Raw genomic sequence first — 22,761 nt, 5'->3', positions numbered from 1 at the left:
TGGCGGGCATTAAAGCGTAATACCCGGTGAAAGCTGAGCGGGTAGCTCAGGCCGCTCACCTTCCATCGATGCCATTGGGTATGCACAGTAGTCTGCCGCGTAATACGCGCTTGGCCGCAGGTTACCTGATGCCCCAGGTCCACCAAATGGCGCATCACCACTCGCCCCGGTTAACTGACGATTGCGGTTAACAATCCCGGCACGGATATGTTCGATGAAATACTGCCACTCACTGTCATCGGTCGAAACCAACCCTGCAGATAAGCCATAGCGGGTATCATTGGCCTTTTCCACCGCCTCACCCAATTCGCTGTAACGGGCAACCTGCAAAAGCGGACCAAAGTATTCTTCATCCGGTAACTCGGCCACCTGGCTGACCTCGACGATCCCCGGAGTGACAATCGCTCCCTGGCCACGGGTCGCGGGCAGCAACAGCTCACCGCCCAGCTCAACCAATTGTGATTGGGCCTGAATAATGTTGTCAGCCGCCTGGACCGAGACTTGCGCCCCCATAAACGGTGCTGGCTCATCGAACTGACCACCGACACGGATCTGACGGGTTAGCTCCAGCAAGCGTGCCAGGATGCGGTCGCCTTCCGCACCATGTGGCAGATAGAGCCTGCGGGCACAGGTGCAACGCTGTCCAGCGCTGATAAAAGCAGACTGAATTATAGTGTAGACAGTTGCATCCAGCTCGCCATAGTGGCGAGAGATCACCATCGGGTTATTACCGCCCATTTCCAGTGCCAGCATCTTGCCTGGCTGGCCGGCAAACTGACGGTGCAACAAGTGGCCGGTGTTGGCACTGCCGGTAAACAGCAGCCCATCAATACCCTTGGCCCCAGCTAGCGCTTCACCGGTTGCCCTTGCGCCCTGTACCAAGTTAATCACGCCATCAGGCAACCCTGCCTGCTGCCATAATTTCATGCACTCTTCAGCCACCTTTGGAGTAAGATCTGACGGTTTGAACACCACGGTATTCCCAGCCAGCAAAGCCGGGACAATATGACCATTGGGTAAGTGTCCCGGGAAGTTATATGGCCCAAACACAGCCATGACGCCCAAAGGACGGTGGCGCAGCACTGCCTGAGTGCCAGCAACGTCTTTTTGTTTCTCGCCAGTACGCTCATGGTAGGCACGCAGCGATATGGCAATCTTACCCACCATTGCACCGGCTTCGGTGCGGGTTTCCCACAAGGGCTTACCCGTTTCCTCCGCAATAACCACCGCAATCGCTTCACTGTGGGCTTTGACCAACTCGGCAAAGCGCTCGACAATGACCTGGCGCTCAGTCAGAGTCGTGTTACGCCAGCTTGCCAATGCTGCCCTGGCGGCAGTGACAGCCGTCTCAACCTGCTCTGCTGTCGCCGATTTGCCCTGCCATACCACTTCACTGGTGAACGGATTAAGCGACTGCATCGTCTGCCCTTCGCCGTCTTGCCAGCGACCTGCAATCCATTGGGTCATGTTCTTCTCCTTTATTGGACGATCAGGCGAACCTGATCCCCTTGTTTAACGTCCAGTGCCTTAGCCGCTGCTGCACTCATCAACGCCGTACCATCCAGTACGTCGACCTTATCGACAACGGCACGGAAATGGGTAAATGAGGAATTGCTGACGATACAATCGGTCTGGGCCGCTGGTTGACCGATCTCAACCCGGCACACCTGTGAGTGGCGTACTGACTCGATATTTTTCACATCACACTCTACCGTCGGGCCAGCATCGAAAATATCGACATAACCGCGGCAGGTGAAACCTTCCTTCTCCAACAAGCGAAGTGCCGGGCGGGTTTTCTCGTGTACCTGCCCAATCACCGCTTGGGCTTCCTGACTCAGCAAGTTAACGTAGATCGGCAGCTTGGGCATCAAATCAGCAATAAAACCCTTTTTACCGATACCGGTCAGGTAATCGGCCAAGGTGAAATCGATCGAGAAAAAATGCTCTTTGAGCCACTCCCAGAATGGGGAGTTCCCCTCTTCGTCGGATACCCCGCGCATCTCGGCAATCACCGTGTTATCAAATCGCTCTGGGTGTTCAGCCATCATCAGAAAGCGGCATTTGGATAGCAGACGACCATTGAGACCTTCGCGCCACTCGGGGCGTAAAAACAGGGTACACAGCTCGCTCACCCCCGTGTAGTCATTGCCAAAAGTCAGCACTTTCACCACATTGTGAACATTGAGGCGGCGTGATGAATGCACCACGGTACTCAGGTGGTAGGTATAGAAAGGGTTATCCAACCCAATAGCGGCTTCGATCGCCGTCGTCCCTGCAATTTCCCCGGTCTCGGTATCTTCCGCTACCATCAGATAACCTTCCGAGCCTGGCTCGGTAACCATTTTGGCAAAGCTCTCTTCGGAATGTTGAATTCGGTTAGCGAGGATCTCCTCGTTAACCGGCAGCGAGGTAAAACCATGGCCCGACTCTTCCGCACACTGTAGCAGTGCCGGTAGATCCGCGGCAGTAATAGGACGTATAACCAGCATCGAACTCCCTCCTGATGCAAGCTGCAGCAATGCTGCCAACTAATGAGAATACCAGCACGAGGCCGTAAGCTGCGGCCAAGCTCCTGCCAGCCGCAACCGGTTAAAACAAGCTATGAATAGATTTTGGCAATAGCGCGCTCCAGTCGAGCCATCCCCTCGTCAATGTCAGCCTTACCGATCACCAAAGACGGGGTAAAGCGCACCACGTTGGCACCAGCAATCAGCACCATCAGCCCTTCTTCACCGGCAGCGACCAAGATATCTCTTGCTCGCCCCTGCCACTCATCATTGAGCGCAGCCCCCAATAGCAGGCCCTTACCGCGGACTTCGGCAAAGACCGGATACTTGGCATTGATCGCTTCAAGTGCTTCGCGGAACCATTGCTCGCGCTGCTTGACGCCCGCCAGCACTTCCGGCTTGGTCACTTCACTGACCACCGCTTCGGCTACGGCACAAGCCAATGGGTTACCGCCATAGGTCGAGCCATGAGTCCCGACTTTGAGGTGTACAGCCAACTCAGTGGTGGTCAGCATGGCGCCGATAGGGAAACCGCCACCAAGGGATTTGGCTGTACTGAGAATGTCCGGTATGACTCCCAGCCCTTGATAGGCATAGAAATCCCCAGTACGACCGTTACCGGTTTGTACTTCATCGAAAATCAACAAAGCGTTGTGTTTGTCGCACAGTTCACGAACACCTTGGATAAATTTCGGTGTCGGCGACACAATCCCGCCCTCGCCCTGCAGCGGCTCCATCATTACCGCACAGGTACGCTCAGACATGTGCTCGGCCAAACCGGTCAAATCGTTATAGGCAAGGTGGGTCACCGCGCCCGGTTTCGGCCCGAAGCCATCGGAATAGGCCTCTTGGCCACCCACGGTAACAGTGAAGAAGGTACGGCCATGGAAGCCCTGTTTGAAAGAGATAATTTCGGACTTATCCGGGCTAAACTTATCTGCCGCATAACGGCGAGCCAGTTTCAGCGCTGCTTCATTGGCCTCGGCACCGGAGTTGGCAAAAAACACTTTGTCGGCAAAGCTGTGCTCGGTCAGCAGCGTCGCCAACCGCAATGCAGGCTCGTTGGTCATGACATTACTGAGATGCCAGATCTTCTCAGCCTGTGCCTTGATGGCATCCACCATTACCGGGTGGCAGTGGCCCAAACAGCTCACCGCAATACCGCCAGCAAAGTCGACATACTCTCGCCCTTCCTGATCCCACACCCTTGCACCCTCTCCCTTCACCGGGATCATCTGCATCGGCGCGTAACACGGCACCATCACGTCATCAAATACCTGACGATCGACTTTATACTCCTTTGTCATTATCGTTTCCTTCTAATGTTTTTGCCCTAAGCATAGTATTTACATTTTATTAACCAATTCCAATAGCAGAATATTTTTTTATTCCATCTCGGTTAACGGTTAATCACCTACAAAATACATATTTATGCGGGGTTGGGGAAAACTTATTAAGCCCAATTCACTAAAAGGTGTTTTTCCTGCAAGGAAATAAAAATGAAACAACCCTGGGTTGTGCATAATCTTTCCGTGCCAAAAAATTCAAAAAAGATAAACGAATGTTAATAAAGGTGACAAAGATCGCGTCATCAAGACAGCAAAAAGCCTGAGGTGGGTCGTTTTCAGCGTGGGAGGAAGTAATTGGATCGGCGAAAAATGATGCTGCCACTTAGCTAGGCAGCATTTACTGCTGCCCATATGCCTATACGCTCAACGACGCAGAAAATTCGCCAGCAGTTGGTGGCCCTGCTCGGTCAAGATACTTTCGGGGTGAAACTGGACCCCTTCGATAGGCAAGGTTTTGTGGGCGATGCCCATGATTTCATCGCGCTCGCCGTCTTTTTCCGTCCACGCGGTGACTTCAAAGCAATCAGGCAGCGTATCAGCCTTCACCACCAGCGAATGGTATCGGGTAACCGTTAGCGGGTTGTTCAACCCGGAAAATACGCTGCAGTCGGTGTGGGCAACCGGGGAGGTCTTTCCGTGCATCACTTGGCGGGCACGAACGACGTCGCCACCATACACCTGAGCAATGGACTGATGGCCAAGGCAAACACCAAGGATCGGCAGCTTACCGGCAAAATGACGGATCGCCTCAAGTGAGATCCCCGCGTCATCAGGCGTACAGGGACCAGGCGAAATCACCAGGTGGGAAGGAGCCAACGCCTCGATACCAGCAATATCGATTTCGTCATTACGTACGACCTTCACCTCCGCCCCCAGCTCACAAAAATACTGATACAGGTTATAGGTAAACGAGTCGTAGTTATCGATCATCAATAGCATGGGTACTGCTGCTCCCTGAAAATTACAGCGGCCTATTTTGCAGCAGGACAGCAGAAAGGCAAGCCTAGACGAAAAAAAACCGGCCAATGGCCGGTTTCCTGTCTTTACATTATTGGTCTAGTTGTATCACTACGGACGCGCAACAAAGCCTACAGCAGAAAACGCTTGCTTCAAGGTCTCTGCCGCACGTGCAGACGCCTTCTCAGCACCCGCCTTCATTACTTGATCAAGGTAAGCACGGTCAGCACGGACACGGTGGTATTCAGCTTGGATAGGCTCCAGCATCGCAACAATCGCTTCGCCCACGTCTTTCTTGAACGGGCCATACATCTCAACGCCCTGATATTGCGCTTCAATTTCAGCAAACGTCTTACCGGTTGCAGCCGAGTACAGACCCATCAGGTTAGAGATGCCGCCTTTGTTCTCGATATCGTGTGCGATACGCGGTGGCGTTTCGGTATCTGTCTGGGCCTTGTTGATCTTCTTGATGATCGATTTCGGCTCTTCCAGCAGGGTGATCACATTCTTACGGTTGTCATCCGACTTCGACATCTTCTTGGTTGCATCCTGAAGGCTCATGACACGGGCATTTACCGTTGGGATGTACGGCTCAGGTACTTGGAAGATCGCCTCGCCATCGCCGTAGATGTTGTTGAAACGGGTCGCGATATCACGTGCCAGCTCAAGGTGTTGCTTCTGGTCTGAGCCTACTGGTACCTGGTGAGCGCCGTATAGCAAGATATCGGCCGCCATCAGGACCGGGTAGCCAAACAGGCCAACGTTAACATCGTTCGCGTGGCGCTGTGATTTATCCTTGAACTGGGTCATGCGGCTAAGCTCACCCATCTGGGTGTAACAGTTCAGTAGCCAACCCAGTTGAGCATGCTCAGGCACATGAGACTGGACAAACAAGGTACTTTTCTTCGGATCGACCCCGACAGCTAGACAAATAGCCAGTGCATCGAGCGTTGCTTCATGCAGCGCTTTTGGGTCTTGGCGTACCGTGATGGCATGCAGGTCTACGACACAGTACTGACAATCATAATCATCCTGCATCTGTTCCCACTGACGCAGCGCACCCAGATAATTACCGATACTTAATTCACCTGAAGGCTGTACGCCACTCAATACAATGGGTTTGGTCATGATGAGATTTTCCTATGTCACAAAAAAAGCCGCGGCCATCAGCCGCTGGCATAATATCAATCAGAGCCCGGTACAACACCGAACGTACTAGCTACCTAGTTTAACCACTTCTGCCAAGTGACTAAAGTGATCCAGTACAATATCTGGGTTACTTTCGCTGATCGGCTGGCCATAGTTATAGCCATAAGTGAGCCCAACAACATAACATGACGCCGCTTTTGCCGCCAAGATATCGTTGCGGGAGTCACCAACCATCAGCATCCGCTCTGCTTTTAGCTGGTGTTTATCGAGCAACCAATTCAAAGCATACGGATCCGGTTTCTTTAGCGGGAAGGTATCGCCGCCAATCACATCTACAAAGTAATCCGCGATACCATGCTCTTCAAGCAAGTGAGGCACGAACTGAGCCGGCTTGTTGGTCACGATGGCCATCGGCAACCCAACATCATGAAACGCTGCCAGCGTCGCTTTAACGCCCGGATACAGCGTGCTCTTCTCGTGACCGCCATCTTCGTAGAAGCGATCGAACAGTTGGCGAGCCTCGCGGTGCAGTGCAGGATCGAGATCAGGGTCAACATCGACACTCTGGCTCAATGCCCGGCCGATTAAAATGTCCGCCCCGTTACCAATCCAGGTTGTCACCTGCTCAACGCTCACCCCTGCACGCCCAAGGGCGCGCATGGTTTTATCAGCTGCATCAGCCAAATCAGGCACACTGTCGAGCAACGTGCCATCAAGATCAAAAGCTATAAAATCAATACCGCTGAGCTGACTCATTAGCGCTCAACCTTGGCCAGCTCTGCACGCATTTCATCAATCACCGCTTTGTAGTCTGGCTGGCTGAAGATAGCCGAGCCTGCAACAAACATATCTGCACCGGCTTCAGCGATTTCACGGATGTTATCCACCTTCACACCACCGTCAATTTCAAGACGGATCTGACGGCCTGACTCATCAATGCGCTTACGTACTTCGCGCAGTTTGTCCAGCGTCGCCGGGATAAACGACTGGCCACCAAAGCCAGGGTTAACCGACATCAGCAGGATCATGTCGACCTTATCCATGATGTAATCAAGGTAGTGCAGCGGTGTCGCCGGGTTGAAAACCACACCCGCCTGACAGCCGTGCTCTTTGATCAACTGCACCGAGCGGTCCAGGTGCTCAGTCGCTTCGGCATGGATAGTGATCATGGTTGCGCCAGCATTAGCAAAATCAGGGATAATGCGATCCACCGGTTTTACCATCAGGTGTACGTCGATTGGCGCAGTAATACCGTAGTCACGTAAGGCCTTACATATTGGGGCGCCAAAAGTCAGGTTCGGTACGTAATGGTTATCCATCACGTCAAAATGCACAACATCGGCACCAGCAGCCAATACTTTCTCTACATCCTCGCCAAGACGAGCAAAATCTGCAGACAGGATAGATGGAGCGATCAAAAAGTCCTTCATGTTCAGCCTCTATACGGTACAAACGAAAACGTTATCGGAAGTCGGCGCAATTCTACCCGATCATCAAGATGATGTCCTACCGGATTTCAAGACAGGCGTGCTACTGGGCAGCTACACTTATTCTCAAGCCACCCCATATCGAAAGGGATTGAACCGGCTTGTATCGCTTGGAAATAAGGAGATAAGCCATGACAACTAACAAGCCGCCGCGCCCCAACTTGGTAAAAAGCATTGCCGGGGCATTATTCGGGGTACAATCGGAAAAGAACAGGGAAGTTGATTTCAGCCAGCAGCGCCCGCTGCCGTTCATTCTGGCCGGTATCGCTGCTATTGCGGTATTTGTCGGACTACTGATCGCGTTAAGCCACTTAATCGCAAACGGGTAGCCATAGGTAGGTAAGAGCGAGGAAAGCCTAGTCTTGGGAAGATTTGAACAGAGCCAGAAGCTCATCCACCTTGTTACGGCCACTGCCGTTACGGCTGATCGTACGTTTTACCTTGACCACCGATAGATCGGCACCATGGTATAAGCGACGGGTCAAGGTGGTGTCATGATTGGATATCAACACCGGAATATCACGCTCTGTTGCCGCTTTTTCAGCAGCATCGGCCAAAGCAGCCTGATCATCAAGGCTGAAACCATTCCCCGCATAAGAGGTAAAGTTTGCCGTGGTCGATAGCGGTGCATAAGGTGGATCGCAATACACAACACAGCCCTTACGAGCACGCGAAAAGGTCTGCTGATAGCCTTCACAAACAAACGTTGCTCGCTTGGCTTTTTCAGAAAAGAAATACAGCTCATCTTCCGGGTAGTACGGCTTCTTGTACGAACCAAACGGGACGTTAAAGCCACCTTTCTTGTTATAGCGACACAAGCCGTTGAAGCCATGGCGGTTCATGTACAGGAAATACAAAGAGCGCAGATACGGATCTTTGGTTTTATTGAACGCCTCGCGAATTTCAAGGTATGCCCCCTTCTGATTGTACTCAGGGGTAAACAGTGCCTTACTGTCGCGAACATACTGTTCGGGATCATTCTTGAGGATATTGTAGAGATTAATCAAGTCAGGGTTGATATCGGCAAGCAGATACTGCTCAAAGTCAGTATTAAGAAATACCGAGCCGGCACCAACAAAAGGCTCAACCAACTTACGTGCTGGCGGCAAGCGGCGCTCGATCTCCTCGACCAGGGAATACTTTCCTCCAGCCCATTTCAGGAATGCACGATGCTTTTTCATTCAGCTAACCACCAATACCGACTTTGTAACGAAAGGTGGCGGATTGTACACCATTTCAATCTGTGTCTGTACCGCTTGAGAGAAATATCTGGCAAAGAAACAGGTTATTTGGCCCGATCCATTTCGGTATGGATCTGACGGTAGGACTTCACCCATGGCTCGACCGACTGAAGCTGGGGTGGCAGGCGGGTTTCGGCGATACGGGCAGCTTGCACATCCGGGTAGTCACCGGTCACGATAATGAACCATGCCACGCCGTTGCGGCGGGTTTCATACACCTCGGCCAGCGCTGCGATATCATAATCGACGATAAATTGTTCGGCCGTCGGCAATGAACGCATTGCAGCCAGCTGGAGGGCATAATGCGCAGGGGCGACCCCACGCAGCTTACTGCCGAGCTCCTCAACAGTCGGTTCAGCGGTAGCGGCTTGGGTTGCAATCGTCGAAGCATCCTCCTCAGCAGCGTCACCCTCCACACTATCATCTGAGATAGCCTCTCCCTGCGACTCCATCTGAGCCGCAGAGTCTGGTAGCTCCGTTTCAGGCAGCTGTACTGGCTTTCCTTCAGGCAATATCGGTTGCAAACTCTGTTTGCCTTCTTCCACAGCCCTCTCGCCGGTACCACCCAGCTTCTGTTCATTAAGCATCGCATCGACAACATCGGAAGGTACCACCACCCGAGGGTTAGTATCTCGCCGACCCACAGTCAGGCCCTCGACCGACACTTCCGGCGGCAGGGTTTCACTGTCGTCGTCAAAGACCAATGTTGGCTCTTGCCCCTTGTCACCGGTCTCGTCGTGTTTCGTTGTGGTAATACCCACCGGCTCTTCGGGCAACTTGTCCAGCTGGGCTTGCGGGATCCCACTGATTGCCAGTGGTTTATCTTCACCAACTGGCACAAACCACCACGCAATCACGGCAACCGCCACCACCACTAATCCGCTCAGTAACGCCACCGGCGAAAGCACACGGGATTTATGTTCAGCCATATCCTTATCCTCTGCTAGTTCAAGCTTGAGCAGCTCCCCGGGCGCCGGGGCACAACTTAAAGCATGCTCGCGGATCCTGCGCCTTCCTTGTGCATCAAGGTGTTCGCCATCAAACATCATTTCGACCATCAACTGGGCTTCTTGTTCCGACAACGGGCTAATTTCCACCTCTAATGGTGCATTCCCCTGCCCCTGAACTAACTGGCCTAAGTATTTGTCCAACCTGCCGCTATGGCTAAACAGCAGCACATTAACCTGCCAATCAGGATACAAGCGAGCCTGCTGTACTACCCCCCACAACTCTGCGAGCAATTCAGGGCTCAGCAAATGTGCGTCATCAACCACAATTAGGGCATTGACTGGCTGTTGCTCAAATAGACGTTCAAGACTCTGGCCTAGCGGATCTTGTTCGTTAAATACGGCGCGGGGAGCAAGCTGTTGAAGGATAATAGAGCGGTGTTGACCATCTTGCTGATTTGGATGACAAAGCAACAAGGACTGACGAGAGTCTCCGGCCCAGAGTTCGAGGTAGCGTTGGGACAACCAGGTTTTACCGGCTCCTTCAGTGCCCGTTATCTGGATAAGGTTAGAGCTGAAACGAGTGAGAAACTGCAGTCGAGAAAGGAGCTGGATTTGAGAGTCCAAATCCAGCGGGGTAAGGTGTAGGCCGCGACTCATTGGCAACCTACAGGATCAGGCTTGTACCGCTTGGCGCAGTACATCTTCCGGTACACCAGCCACAACGTCAGCACTACCAATACCGGTTGGCAGGATCAAACGTAGTTGACCTGACAACACCTTCTTGTCACGCATCATGTGCTTGATATAGGCATCAAAGCCCATGCCTTCCGGACCGCGTACTGGCAGGTTGGCCTTTTCCAGCAAGCGAATAATGCGATCAACATCTGCCGGACTGATAAGCCCCTGCAATTGAGCAGCACGAGCAGCTTGGACCGTACCGGCTGCAACGGCTTCGCCGTGCAACCAGTTACCGTAGCCCATTTCAGCTTCGATAGCATGACCAAACGTGTGACCAAGGTTGAGCAAAGCACGAACCCCTGACTCTTTTTCGTCAGCAGCCACCACATCGGCCTTGATCTGACAACAACGACCAATCGCATAGTTCAGCACGTCATTGTCCAGAGCCTGAAGCTTGTCGATGTTCTGCTCGAGCCAGGCAAAGAAATCACCATCGGCGATAATGCCGTACTTGATCACCTCGGCCATACCGGCAGCAAACTCACGCTCTGGCAGTGTTTTCAGGCAATGGTTGTCAATCACCACCGCTTTTGGCTGGTAAAACGCCCCAACCATATTTTTACCCAATGGATGGTTCACCGCAGTCTTGCCGCCCACCGACGAGTCGACCTGTGCCAGCAACGTGGTCGGGACTTGGATAAAGTCCACCCCGCGCTGGAAACAAGCCGCTGCAAAACCAACAACATCGCCAATCACACCACCGCCCAGAGCAACCAGAACCACATCGCGGCCATAGTTGCCTTCAAGCAGGAAGGACATGATTTGGTTGAAGGTATCAAGGGTCTTGTATTGCTCGCCGTCAGGCAATGACAGTAAGGCGACCTCGCTTGGCAGCGAGCGGATAGTCCCGATGATCTGCTTTGCATACAGCGGGGCTACCGTTTCATTACTGACCACAACAACACGTCGGCCTGCCGGGATGACAGGTGAGAATAGCGCCGGGTTATCAAATAACTCGGCGCCGATTGATATTGGGTAACTTCTGTCACCAAGATTGACGTTGATCCGTTCCATGGTCAGCTCTCTTTTCGGTTATCGCTCTTCTAGCATTTTAATGATTTGGTTTGCCACTACCTTGGCGCTCTGATCATCAGTGCGAACCACATAGTCAGCGACTTCTTCGTACAATGGATTACGCTCGCCTGCAAGTGATTCCAACACTTCACGAGGCGTATCTGTTTGCAGTAGAGGGCGCTTTTTATCGCGCTGAGTACGTGCCAGCTGTTTCTCAATCGTCGTTTCAAGGTATACGACAATGCCACGAGCAGAAAGACGGTTACGGCTTTCTTTGCTCATTACTGAGCCACCACCCGTAGCCAGAACAATACCCTGCTCTTGGGTCAGATCGTCAATCACGTTTTCTTCACGAATACGGAAACCATCTTCGCCTTCAACATCGAATACCCAGCTAATATCAGCACCGGTACGCTCTTCAATTACAGTATCTGAATCAAAGAACTCCATATGCAGCTGCTGTGCAAGGTGTCTACCGATAGTACTTTTGCCGGCACCCATTGGGCCGACCAGGAAAATATTTCGTTTTTCAGCCATTTTTAGCAATATTTACGCGCGGTTAATAAAACGACACCGCCCGCAGGCTTCGATAAATCAAGCCCGAGGCGCCAACTTCCTCACATTTAATTCGTGATAAGATCGAAAATTATCTCAGGACAAGGCCGCTGTTGGCAATAGCTAGGTGGGGATTTATTCATTTATGGCGCAATGCTGGGACTATTTTTGTCTCTACATTGCGCCAAGTAGCTCACTGATAGACAATTTTTGGCGTTACAAAAATCAGTAGTTCCTTCTTCTGCAACTCTTCGAGTTTATGGCGGAACAAAGCCCCCAGTACCGGAAGGTCGCCCAATAGCGGTACTTTACGCACAGCATTATTGATTGCATGCTGGTAAATACCGCCCAATACCACCGTCTCGCCGTTTGCCACCAGCACCTGGGTGCCAATACGTTGGGTATCTATCGCCACCGCTTCACCGGTGCCGGTTTGCACCACTTCGCCTTTTTTATCCTGGGTCACCACCAAATCCAACACCAAATTGCCGTCCGAGGTAATTTGCGGAGTCACCATCAAGCTCAAGACCGCTTTTTTGAAGCTCACGGTAACAGCACCGCTGGACGATGCCTCGAGATACGGGATCTCGGTGCCCTGCTCGATATACGCGGTCTTTTTATTGGTGGTCATCAATCTCGGGCTGGAGATAATTTCGGCTTTCTGTTCCGATTGCAGTGCCGACAGCTCCAAATCCAACAAGATATCACCGACCTTGGCCACCTGAAACGCAATGCTCGACGCGCCAGCCTGGGTTGCCGCCAAATTGACGTTGAGGAAGTTCTCCACCGCATTAGATTCGTCAATATTCAGCAGCCCAGCCGAGCCGAGGTTACCTTCTATCGATCCCCCCACGGTCGAACTGCCATTGGTATTGAGGATCCCCCAACGCACCCCCAACTCATCCACATCCCCTTCATTGACGGTGACAATCCGTGCTTCAATTTCAACTTGTTGGACAGCCACATCCAGCGCGGCGATGATATCGCGAATATTAGCCAAGCTACCTGGTATATCATTGACAATCAATGAATTAGTCCGCTCATCGATATGCAGGGAGCCACGCACGGAAAGCATGCTGATCCCGTCCTCAGTTCCCAGCAAAAGCTCTCCTAGCTCAAGGGCATTGGCATAGTTTATCTTGAATATTTCCGACCGCAGGGAAGCCAACTCTTCGGCTTTTCGCTTAGATTCCATCACTTGCTGCTCACTGCGCGCTAGCTCCTCTTTCGGTGCAACCAGCAGTACCGATCCTTGCTCACGTTTATCCAGCCCCTTGGCCCGAAGGATAATATCCAATACCTGCTCCCAAGGCACATTATCCAGCCGCAGAGTGAGGTTACCTTGGACCGAGTCCGATACCACCAGATTGAAATCGTTATATTCAGCAACCAACTGCAGCACATTACGCACCGGCACGTCCTGGAAGTTAATCGATATCGGCTTGCTGTTATAAGCAATAGCTGGGTTCACCACGGAATCACCAGTGAGAAGCTGTGTCGGTTGGACAGTGACCAACAGCACAGCTCCTTTCGCCGTATAGTCATACGTGTAGTCGCCCTCGACCGACAGAACCAAGCGAGCCCCACTTTCACTCTGGAAGGTCTCAACCGCTAGCACCGGGGTCGAAAAGTCGTTAACGTCGAGCACATATACCAGCTCTTGCGGCAGTTCAACCTGGGGGATCTCAAGTACCAATTGATCATCAAGCCGCCGAGCACCAACCTCTACTGTCCCGCTAGCCAGCACCACTTCCAGCACGCCCGCCCCCTGCTCACCACGGGAAAAATCAATACGGCTTACTTGCGGCAAAGGCTCAGCGGCGACCACTGAGCTATGTAACAGCACGAACCATACTATGCCCGCCCCCCTCAACGCCTGCCCGCACATCAATCGCAGGACTTGCAACAGATTCCTTGTCATTCATTCCATCTCTATTCTGGTACTTATTGCGACGCCAACTTCAGTGCCGCGGGTATTTTTAACCAGCACCCGTCACCGTCCGGCATGATTTGTTCGATGGCCACTTCATTAGCCGTGACCTCTAGCACCCGGCCATGGTTATGGCCGATATAACTTCCCTCGCGAACCTGGACCAAACTACCCTGAGGGGTATAAATCAAGGCCCACTCCTTGCTCGCACCACCGATGACCCCACGCATACTAAGCTGATCCAGTGAATAGCTTTCCAAGGGGGAAGAACGTTTCCGCTCGGCCGGTTGCCAGCACACTTTGCCCTCCTTGCGTACCTGCACGTCCAGATCTGGTTTGGGAAGCTGGAACGGAACCCGATCGCGGCTCATAACAAACGCTTCGGCCCTGAACAATTCCTGCTTATCCAACGGCTCAACCTGTGCCACCGCATGTTGGTGGGTCTGGTTGATGAACTGCTCGACAGAATCATCATTGGCCTGGCACCCAGTTAGCCCCAACCCGAACACCAGCCAAGCCAAGATTTTGATATTCATCATCCCCCCTCCATGGGTGGCGTTTTAAAACGAAACGTTGTTGCTGAGACCTTGAGTCGCAACTCAGACTGCCCTGGTTCGCTTCTGCGTAAATCAATATCTTTCAGCAAAACTATCCGCGGCATATGCGCGATATCGGCAGCAAAGCGGCCAATGTCTTCATACTGTCCAACCACATTGATATGGATAGGCAATTCAAAATACAGCGGATGTTCTACTCGGGTCGCCCATTCAATCCGCTCGAACAATAAGCCATTGCGCACCCCACCATCATTCACACTGGCCAGCAAGCTAGAGAGTTCTTCCTCTTCAGGGAGCTGCTTCACCACCTGCTGGTAGCGATCCTGCAAAATGCCGACCTGAGCCCTCACCTTCGGCAACGCCGCTACCTGATTAGCCCTACGGGACAGGTGCATCCTCAGCTCCAGCTCTTGTAATTTGAGCCTCTCGAGTGCATCCACTTTTGGGGATACCCAATACCAAGAACCCGCGAGTGCAATGATTCCCGCCAGTACAATAACCACGACCGTTTGGGCAGCAAACGGCCAGTCAGCCATTTCATCGAATTCCAGCTCTCGCCAATCTATCATTGCCCTCCTCCTTCATTACGGTGGGCCTGCTGAACTGGGTTGATCACAAATGAAGCTTTGAATCGGATTAGCGTGGTCTCTTCCTTGGCACGCACGATAGAGTGCATAGTGATCCCCTCTATCCAGGCGGATTGCTCGGCATTGGCCAACAAAATGGCCAAATGTCCATTTGATTCTCCTTTACCACTGAGCTTGACGTTGTTCCCGGTCAACGATATGTCGTCCAGATAGACCCCTTGTGGCACCAGGCCGGGCAACAAACTTAGCAATTGGGTAATATGGTTACGGCCTTGTTGGATATCAGTGATAACAGATAAACGCTTGAGCAGGGCTTCTCGCTGAGCATCCATTTCTGGCAACAGGGCCAACTTTTCCTCAAGCATTGTCACTTCTTGGCTGATCCGGGCATTGCGCCCCGATTGGATACCCTGCTGCCAATCCAGCAGCCAACCAACAAGGCCGATCAGTACGACAACCATGGCTGCAGCGCCAGCTAGCATAAAACCAAAACGTTGCCGATAGCGCTTACGCCCCTCTTCCCGCCACGGCAGTAAATTGACCTTGGCTATCATGCGCTTGCCCCTCGAATAGCCAAACCCGCTGCAACCGCATACTGCCCGTAAACCTCCTCTTCCCAATCAATGTCTAGCTTGGCGGAACGCTGGAAGCCGGACAGTGGGTGGATCTTACGAACCGATAACGAAAGCATCCGCGCCAACATTTCTTCAAGGATCAAGTTTTGCCCATCTCCAGACAACCAAACCCCCTCCAAAGCAGAGCGTGGGTAGGTCGTACGATAAAGCTGGATCTGCCGTTTTAAATTATCAGCCAGTAGCTTGGTGAACTGTTCAGCCCGGGCAGTGCTATCCCCGCTGCCAGAAAATGTATTGTCGATCTGCTCCATCGCTTCGCCACCGAATGACACTTCACGCCGATAAACAGTACCGGCAGGCGCTTTGATCCCGATGGCCGTTATGGTGTGGCCAATGTCAACAATCCCCCAGTCCCCCTCGATACCTTGTTGCTCGGCGAGATATTGCTCAAGCCATACCAGAACATGGGTCTGTAGTTCCATCACTGTCGGCTCCAACCGAGCCTGACGCATTACTGCCACCCGGCTATCAACCGTTTCTTTACGGGTGGCGTAAACCTGTACTGGGTGGGTTTGTGATTGCTCGCCGAATGTCTCCCTCGTCATCGGGGAAAAATCCAGCCGTAGCTCTTCAACAGGAAAGGGAGATGAAGCACTGATAGCCTGCTCGACGGCAAATAACGATTCATCTTCAGTTAGGTGGCTATCAAGTTGGACAACCTTGCTGATCACAGCACTGTCAGGCAGCGCCAATACCGCCTGCCTCGCACCATAAGGCAGGGCTTTTTTTAATTTACGCATTGCTGACAACAAAGCAGGAGCATTTACGCTATGCTGCTTATTCAAAACAGGGGCTGGTAATACAACTTCGGCAAAAGCGACTAGCTCGAGCCCTGACTTCTTCTGTCGTAAGACCACGGCTTTAATGCTGTGATGACCAATATCAACCCCAATTGTTAGTGGGTTACGAAACATACCGTGCTATGCTCCCTTTAGACAGAAAAGCAAATTACTTATTTAAAACAAACACCAGCTTTTTAGCGTTAATTTTCCTTAAGTTACCTTTATACTACTCGCGGAAACCGAAGAAACGCATGAATACTGGTGTAACGGGAAATCTCAAGTGAAGTTCATAAAGCGATTACTAACTTTTGCATTGATTTGCATTATTCTTGGAGTCACTACAATTTTTGGCTTTTACCTCTACGTAAAGCCAGAGTTACCTGATGTCGCCACCCTGAAAAATGTTGAATTACAGACACCTATGCAGGTGTTCAGTGCAGACGGAAAGTTGATTTCCCAATTCGGCGAGCAGCGCAGAATCCCGCTCACGCTGGATGAGATCCCACCGCAAATGATCAATGCGATTCTCGCGACAGAGGACAGCCGCTACTACGATCATCCGGGCATTGACCCAATTGGTATTGCCCGTGCCGCATTTGTTGTTGCTACATCCGGTTCGGCCAAACAAGGGGCGAGTACCATCACTCAGCAGCTTGCGCGTAACTTTTTCCTCTCTAACGAGAAAAAGATCATGCGTAAGGTGAAAGAGATCTTCATCGCGATCCACATCGAGCAGTTGCTCAGTAAAGATGAAATCCTTGAGCTGTACCTAAACAAGATCTACCTAGGCTATCGCTCCTACGGGGTGGGTGCCGCCGCACAAGTGTATTACGGTAAGGAGGTCAGTGAGCTGACTCTGAGTGAAATCGCGGTGATCGCCGGCTTGCCTAAAGCCCCATCGACCATGAACCCTATCTACTCGGTCAGTCGAGCAACATCTCGTCGTAATGTCGTTCTGGGTCGAATGCTGGCTGAAAACCACATTACCCAAGCTGAGTTTGACCAAGCACGCGCCGAAGCTGTAGTTGCTCGCTATCACACCGCTGAAATTGAGCTCAGCGCTCCGTATTTTGCCGAGCAGGCCCGTGCCTGGATGATCAGCCGCTACGGTGAAGATGCCTACACTTCGGGTATGCGTGTCTTTACTACGGTCGATCCAAAACTACAGAATGCGGCCCAGCAGGCAGCCATTGATAACCTGCTAGGCTATGACCAGCGCCACGGTTTCCGTGGTGCTGTTGCGACCTTGTGGAAGCCGGAGCAAGCCGCATGGTCAAGCGATGAAATCAATGAGCATCTTGCCAAGCAACCGACTTACGGTCAGCTTCAACCCGCTGTCATTATCCAGGTCGAAGGAAAAACAGCTTCGGTACAAGCCAAAGGCGGCAGCCAGCACACCTTGGAGTGGGATGGCATGAAGTGGGCGCGCAGGTTCATCACCGATAACCGCCAGGGGCCCGCGCCGAAAACGGCCAGCGATATTATGGCGGCTGGCCAGCAGATCTGGATTCAGCAACGTGGAGACAATTGGGTACTGAGTCAGGTGCCGGATGCCAATACTGCGTTCGTGGCTGTCTCGCCGCAAGACGGTGCAGTTAAAGCCATGGTCGGCGGTTTCAACTTCGTCCACAGCAAGTTCAACCGTGCCACCCAGTCAGTCCGCCAGGTCGGTTCGGCGATCAAGCCATTTATCTATTCGGCAGCTTTGGATAACGGTATGACGCTGGCCAGCCTGGTCAACGACGCACCAATCAACCGCTGGGATCAAAGTATGGGCACATCATGGCGCCCGAAGAATTCACCACCCACTTACAATGGCCCTACCCGCCTACGGATTGGTTTGGCTCAGTCCAAGAACGTCATGGCTGTCCGCGTGCTGCAAAATGTTGGTCTCGATGAAACCATCGACTTCCTGACCCGTTTCGGCTTCAAGAAGAAAGATCTTCCACGTGCTGAACCATTGGCGCTGGGTGCCGGTAGCTTAACCCCACTGGAGGTAGCGCAAGGTTTTGCGGTATTTACCAATGGTGGTTACTACGTCGACCCATACTTTATTGAGCGCGTAGAAGATCCATATGGCAATGTAGTTTTCCAAGCCAACCCTAGCGTCGTCTGCAGCATCGAGTGCCAGCAAGAGCAAGGAATGGCTGGACAATCAAACACAACCAACCCGATCCTCAATGATATCGCGATCAGCGAAGAGGTACTGGGTGATGATCAGCAGCCCCAAGGCCCTCACTATGCCCAGCAGGTGATCTCCGAGCAGAATGCCTTCCTGGTACGTGAAATGCTGGAAAGCAATGTCTGGGGTGGCGGTGACTGGCGCCATGGTACAGGCTGGAACGGCACGGGCTGGCGTGGCCAGGTGCTCAAGCGCCGAGATATCGGTGGCAAGACCGGTACCACCAATGACTCGAAAGATGCTTGGTACTCCGGTTTCGGTCCGGGCATCGTCGCAACCGCATGGGTTGGTTTCGATGACCACAGCCGTAACCTCGGCCGTACATCGTGGAACAACAATCAGGACAAGAACCAAATCTCCGGAGCTGAAGCTGGTGCCAAGACAGCCCAACCGGCCTGGATCGAGTTTATGAAGAATGCCTTGGATGGCGTTCCGGTCCAACGTAAGCAATTGCCGGAAAATATTATTCAAGTTCGTATCGACCGCGATAGCGGTAAGCTCAGCAACCAGAATGATTACACATCGATGTTCGAATATTTTGAGGAAGGTACCGAGCCGACCGAGGCGGCCAGCGAATCAGCTTCCGAAGGCATTTTCGAATCTGATAGCTCTGACGAGCTGTTCTAACCCTCGTTAGCCAAACCTAAATCCTAATAAAAAAAGAGCGCCTCGGCGCTCTTTTTTTATATCTCCACCAGAGACGACTAAGCAGGCAACTGCTCTTCTAAGTGACATTGAATCAATTCAGCCAGTTTCTCGTAACGTCCCTTCAGTGGCGAACCGGGACGGTACGCCAGAGTGATCAACCGGCTTGGTACCGGCTCTTCTGCCGAGATATAACAAACGCCATCCCGGCGCTGATCCTTTGGTGTGGCTAATTTCGGCATCAAGGTGATACCGCTACCTGCAGCAACCATATTACGCAGGGTTTCCAGACTAGTGGCCTTAAAGCTTCCGTCCTCCTGCGCCCCAGCCGCAAAACAGAACCCCATAGCCTGATCACGCAAACAATGTCCATCGCCCAGCATCAATAGCGTATGGCCATGCAGCTCTGCCATTGGCAGTGATTGGCGATCTGACCAAGGATGATCTTCCGGCACCGCCAATACCATCGGCTCATGGTACAGCGGCAATTCAATAAACGGCTCGCTCTCTTTGACAGCCGCCAGAATAATACAGTCAAGCTTACCGTCTTCCAATTGCTGTACCAATTGATGGGTTTGCGCTTCATGGAGAAACAGCTCTAGCTCAGGAAAGTTCGCCTTTATCTTGGGAATAATATGCGGCAATAGATAAGGTCCGACGGTCGGGATAAAGCCAATATGCAAAGGACCGGACATGCTTCCCCCCTGCTCACTGGCAAGCTCTGTCAGCACCTTGACTTCGAGTAGCACTTTCTGTGCCTGTGCCACCAGCGCCAAACCGGCATCGGTGAACAACACTTTACGGCTGGTTCGCTCCAGCAATGCCACACCCAACTCTTCTTCCAGCTTACGGATCTGACCGCTCAGGGTCGGCTGACTGACAAAACAGGTTTCTGCCGCCTTGCGGAAATGCTTGTGCTCCGACAGCGCCACCAAATATTCAAGATCCCGAATATTCATCACTCACCATATTGATAGGAAATAACTATCAAAACCATAACACCAAACGATTAGAGCTATCAATATCAAAGTAGCACAATCGTCACACCAACAGGAAGCAATAACGATCACGCTCCAGTTGACTGGAAAAAATTAACGAATAACCACTCCCTTGCACTACCGAACAGCCCTCCTCGTGAGGGCTTTTTTTACTTTCCCCTTAACCAAAATACGTAATTACCTGTTTCCCGATAGGACCAGGCAAGAGTAGACTATCGAGAATGGAAAGGGACCAACGGATAATACCAAAATGAGATGCCAAGCCTGCACAAACGCTGTTTTCTGGCAAAAGCTGGGACGCTGCCAGCGCTGTACTTACCAGCTATCAATATTGAGCCCGCTGGGCTGGATCGTTTGGGCCATTTTCTATCGCCATCAACCGACAACCCTCGAGGCTATCACCCTTTTTGTTGCAGCCACCTGTATGACATTACTACTGCTTGCCCATGGCATTCGCGCCTGGCAACTCAGAGGCCAAGTAACCCACCCAGGCGACACTCCCAAACAAAATCCATAAAAAAGCCCGACATAAAGCCGGGCAAATAGACGAAGATAACTCACTTATTGGGGCTCAAAGCCTCAAGAGGCCTAAGCCACATTTACTGTCGGGATAGCCTGCTCTCGATCCATCCGCACTTCCAGCGCCACCTCATCACAGGCATGCTGGCGCGGGCAACGGTCACAGTCTTTCATTACCTTTTCAGGCAGCAAGGACTTCGATGTCGGCACAAAGCCCTGTTTCATGAAGAACTCCGGCACCCTGGTCAGTACAAATACTTTCTTAATTGCCATCTGGCTCGCTTTTTCGATCAGGTGATCAACGATAGCCTTACCTTGCCCCTGATGCTGCCAACCCGCTTCAACCCCAAGGGAGCGAATTTCAGCCAGGCCGGAATCATAAACATAAAGGGATGCACAACCAGTAACCGTACCGTGATGCTCGGCAACCGCGAACGAGCCGATATCCCGTACCAATTCATTACGCATCCGAGGTAAGTTCTCACCAAGGCCGGCCCAGTACACCACCATACCCTCGATGGCATCGAGATCGGTCAAGCGAGCACCACGTACTTTCACACCCGGTGAGTAACGCTTCTCAAGACGCTTCTCGACTTGCCCAATGGCAAAATCAACCTGATTCGGTGCCACGCCACCCAAGGCACAGCGTTTTTCGAGGCAGGATTCAATGGTGAGGATCGGATAGACATCGTCATCTATTACCTCGGAGAATGCTTTCATCTCGTCCAGAGACAACTCCTCGAGGGCACAACCTTTGGCGATAGCCGCCACCACCGCGACACCGACGATGTGGTGAGCCTCACGGAACGGGATCCCTTTAGCCACCAGATAATCAGCCAATTCGGTCGCATTCGAATAGCCCTGCATGGCCGCTTCCAGTGTTCTGTCCTTGTTGACCTTAATGCCTTCAAAGCACAAGGCCGCCATCTCCATGCACTCGTACCAGCTGTCCAGCGCATCGAACAAGCCTTCCTTATCTTCCTGCATGTCCTTGTTGTAGGCCAGCGGCAGTGCCTTAACCGTCATCATCATACCGGTCATCGCACCGTAGACCCGGCCGCACTTACCACGGATCAGCTCCAGAGCATCCGGATTTTTCTTCTGCGGCATCAAGGACGATCCCGAAGTCACAGTATCCGCCAGTTCGATAAAGTTGGACTCGCCGGAATTATAGAAGATCAAATCTTCTGCCATCCGGGAGAGGTGCAGCATGGAAATCGATGCGGTAGATAGCAGCTCCATCACATGATCCCGATCTGATACCGAATCGAGACTGTTACGCGTCGCGCGCTGGAAGCCCAGGCTATGGGCCAGCACTTCACGGTCAATCGGATAGGCCGTACCGGCCAGAGCACCAGATCCCAACGGGCAGGTGTCCAACCGATCTAACGCATCAGACAAACGCGAGTGATCACGCTCGAACATCTCAACATAGGCCAAACACCAATGAGCAAAAGTGACCGGCTGCGCACGCTGCAAGTGAGTATAGCCCGGCAAGACCGTCGCTTGATGCTTTCGGGCCACGGTCACCAGCTGGCTCTGCAGTTGATCCAACATCAGCAATAACTGCTGGCCTTGCTGGCGGCACCACAGCTTGAGATCCGTTGCCACCTGATCGTTACGCGAGCGACCGGTGTGGAGCTTCTTGCCCAGATCACCGACTTTGCCAATCAGCTGCTGCTCAACCCAGCTATGGATATCCTCGGCATCAGAACGCAAAATCTGCTCCGGATCTTCCATCACTGCCAGCTTCAGCTCATTGAGCGCCAGCTCCAGCCGCTGCTGCTCTTCATCCGACAGCACATTGACTTGGCGCAGCGCCTTCGACCAGGCGATCGAGCCGACAATGTCCTGCTCCGCCAAACGGTAATCAAAACGCAATGAGTCGTTGAACTGCTTAAACCGTGTGTCAGCCGCCTGACTGAACCGTCCGCCCCATAGTGCCATGGCCTATCTCCTATGTATCTTGCTCGACTTGC

The 22,761-nt window shown here is 52.4% G+C and carries 21 protein-coding genes; 3 read left to right on the top strand and 18 right to left on the bottom strand.

Features of this window, described 5'->3' with window-relative positions; translation table 11 throughout:
- Positions 1–9: 9 nt before the first annotated feature.
- The 7 genes from astD to rpe all read right to left on the bottom strand — a co-directional run bounded on the left by astD (position 10) and on the right by rpe (position 7,392).
- Positions 10–1,467, bottom strand: a complete 1,458-nt coding sequence (gene astD / locus NHN17_RS01830) for a succinylglutamate-semialdehyde dehydrogenase (protein ID WP_255040396.1) — start codon at positions 1,465–1,467, stop codon at positions 10–12.
- Positions 1,468–1,478: 11 nt separating this feature from the next.
- Complete coding sequence (gene astA, locus NHN17_RS01825; protein ID WP_255040395.1) at positions 1,479–2,489, bottom strand: arginine N-succinyltransferase; 1,011 nt, start codon at positions 2,487–2,489, stop codon at positions 1,479–1,481.
- A gap of 110 nt (positions 2,490–2,599) precedes the next feature.
- Positions 2,600–3,814, bottom strand: a complete 1,215-nt coding sequence (locus tag NHN17_RS01820) for an aspartate aminotransferase family protein (protein WP_255040393.1) — start codon at positions 3,812–3,814, stop codon at positions 2,600–2,602.
- Positions 3,815–4,219: 405 nt separating this feature from the next.
- Entirely contained in the window at positions 4,220–4,795 is a 576-nt protein-coding gene (locus NHN17_RS01815) for an aminodeoxychorismate/anthranilate synthase component II (protein ID WP_255040392.1), read from the bottom strand.
- A 129-nt stretch (positions 4,796–4,924) separates the two neighbouring features.
- Entirely contained in the window at positions 4,925–5,941 is a 1,017-nt protein-coding gene (gene trpS, locus NHN17_RS01810) for a tryptophan--tRNA ligase (RefSeq protein WP_255040391.1), read from the bottom strand.
- Between the two features lie 87 nt (positions 5,942–6,028).
- Positions 6,029–6,718: a phosphoglycolate phosphatase gene (locus tag NHN17_RS01805; RefSeq protein ID WP_255040390.1), complete on the bottom strand. Its 690-nt coding sequence runs from the start codon at positions 6,716–6,718 to the stop codon at positions 6,029–6,031.
- Positions 6,718–7,392: a ribulose-phosphate 3-epimerase gene (gene rpe, locus NHN17_RS01800; protein ID WP_255040389.1), complete on the bottom strand. Its 675-nt coding sequence runs from the start codon at positions 7,390–7,392 to the stop codon at positions 6,718–6,720. The genes NHN17_RS01805 and rpe overlap by 1 nt, the downstream gene beginning before the upstream one ends.
- Positions 7,393–7,580: 188 nt before the next feature.
- Between rpe and NHN17_RS01795 the strand changes: the two genes are divergently transcribed.
- Positions 7,581–7,778 (top strand): DUF2970 domain-containing protein, encoded by a 198-nt coding sequence (locus NHN17_RS01795; RefSeq protein WP_255040388.1) that lies wholly within the window; start codon positions 7,581–7,583, stop codon positions 7,776–7,778.
- Between the two features lie 27 nt (positions 7,779–7,805).
- Here NHN17_RS01795 and NHN17_RS01790 read toward each other — a convergent pair whose 3' ends face one another.
- From NHN17_RS01790 to pilM, 9 genes are all read right to left on the bottom strand, one after another.
- Positions 7,806–8,630 carry a Dam family site-specific DNA-(adenine-N6)-methyltransferase gene (locus tag NHN17_RS01790; RefSeq protein ID WP_255040387.1) on the bottom strand — a complete coding sequence of 275 codons (825 nt, stop codon included), beginning with the start codon at positions 8,628–8,630 and terminating at the stop codon, positions 7,806–7,808.
- Positions 8,631–8,734: 104 nt separating this feature from the next.
- A complete protein-coding gene (locus NHN17_RS01785) occupies positions 8,735–10,297 on the bottom strand; it encodes an SPOR domain-containing protein (protein ID WP_255040386.1) in 1,563 nt (520 codons plus the stop codon).
- Positions 10,298–10,312: 15 nt separating this feature from the next.
- A complete protein-coding gene (aroB, locus tag NHN17_RS01780; RefSeq protein WP_255040385.1) occupies positions 10,313–11,392 on the bottom strand; it encodes a 3-dehydroquinate synthase in 1,080 nt (359 codons plus the stop codon).
- An 18-nt stretch (positions 11,393–11,410) separates the two neighbouring features.
- The gene (gene aroK, locus NHN17_RS01775; protein ID WP_107349823.1) at positions 11,411–11,929 is read right to left on the bottom strand and encodes a shikimate kinase AroK; all 519 of its coding nucleotides are present in this window, start codon (positions 11,927–11,929) and stop codon (positions 11,411–11,413) included.
- A gap of 211 nt (positions 11,930–12,140) precedes the next feature.
- A complete protein-coding gene (locus NHN17_RS01770; protein ID WP_255040383.1) occupies positions 12,141–13,868 on the bottom strand; it encodes a type IV pilus secretin PilQ in 1,728 nt (575 codons plus the stop codon).
- A gap of 23 nt (positions 13,869–13,891) precedes the next feature.
- Positions 13,892–14,416 (bottom strand): pilus assembly protein PilP, encoded by a 525-nt coding sequence (locus tag NHN17_RS01765; RefSeq protein WP_255040382.1) that lies wholly within the window; start codon positions 14,414–14,416, stop codon positions 13,892–13,894.
- Positions 14,413–15,003: a type IV pilus inner membrane component PilO gene (locus tag NHN17_RS01760; protein ID WP_255040381.1), complete on the bottom strand. Its 591-nt coding sequence runs from the start codon at positions 15,001–15,003 to the stop codon at positions 14,413–14,415. The genes NHN17_RS01765 and NHN17_RS01760 overlap by 4 nt, the downstream gene beginning before the upstream one ends.
- A complete protein-coding gene (locus tag NHN17_RS01755; RefSeq protein WP_255040380.1) occupies positions 15,000–15,575 on the bottom strand; it encodes a PilN domain-containing protein in 576 nt (191 codons plus the stop codon). Before NHN17_RS01755 ends, NHN17_RS01760 begins: the two co-directional genes overlap by 4 nt.
- A complete protein-coding gene (gene pilM / locus NHN17_RS01750) occupies positions 15,572–16,570 on the bottom strand; it encodes a type IV pilus biogenesis protein PilM (protein WP_255040379.1) in 999 nt (332 codons plus the stop codon). The genes NHN17_RS01755 and pilM overlap by 4 nt, the downstream gene beginning before the upstream one ends.
- A gap of 148 nt (positions 16,571–16,718) precedes the next feature.
- On the opposite strand from pilM, the gene NHN17_RS01745 reads away from it, so the two are divergent.
- On the top strand, positions 16,719–19,247 hold the full coding sequence (locus NHN17_RS01745; RefSeq protein WP_255040378.1) for a penicillin-binding protein 1A: 2,529 nt from the start codon (positions 16,719–16,721) through the stop codon (positions 19,245–19,247).
- A gap of 77 nt (positions 19,248–19,324) precedes the next feature.
- Here the strand turns inward: NHN17_RS01745 and oxyR are convergent, their stop codons facing one another.
- The gene (gene oxyR / locus NHN17_RS01740; RefSeq protein WP_255040377.1) at positions 19,325–20,224 is read right to left on the bottom strand and encodes a DNA-binding transcriptional regulator OxyR; all 900 of its coding nucleotides are present in this window, start codon (positions 20,222–20,224) and stop codon (positions 19,325–19,327) included.
- 289 nt (positions 20,225–20,513) lie between these two features.
- Here oxyR and NHN17_RS01735 point away from each other — a divergent pair, with 289 nt between their 5' ends.
- Positions 20,514–20,780, top strand: coding sequence for a DUF3624 domain-containing protein (locus NHN17_RS01735; protein WP_255040376.1), 267 nt, complete (start codon positions 20,514–20,516; stop codon positions 20,778–20,780).
- A 71-nt stretch (positions 20,781–20,851) separates the two neighbouring features.
- Here NHN17_RS01735 and argH read toward each other — a convergent pair whose 3' ends face one another.
- The gene (gene argH, locus NHN17_RS01730; protein WP_255040375.1) at positions 20,852–22,729 is read right to left on the bottom strand and encodes an argininosuccinate lyase; all 1,878 of its coding nucleotides are present in this window, start codon (positions 22,727–22,729) and stop codon (positions 20,852–20,854) included.
- Positions 22,730–22,761 lie beyond the last annotated feature (32 nt).

This window comes from Photobacterium pectinilyticum (assembly GCF_024357955.1).
Lineage (GTDB): Bacteria > Pseudomonadota > Gammaproteobacteria > Enterobacterales > Vibrionaceae > Photobacterium > Photobacterium pectinilyticum.
The sequence above is the reverse complement of the archived record's forward strand: the minus strand, read 5'-3'. Positions and strand labels throughout refer to the sequence as shown.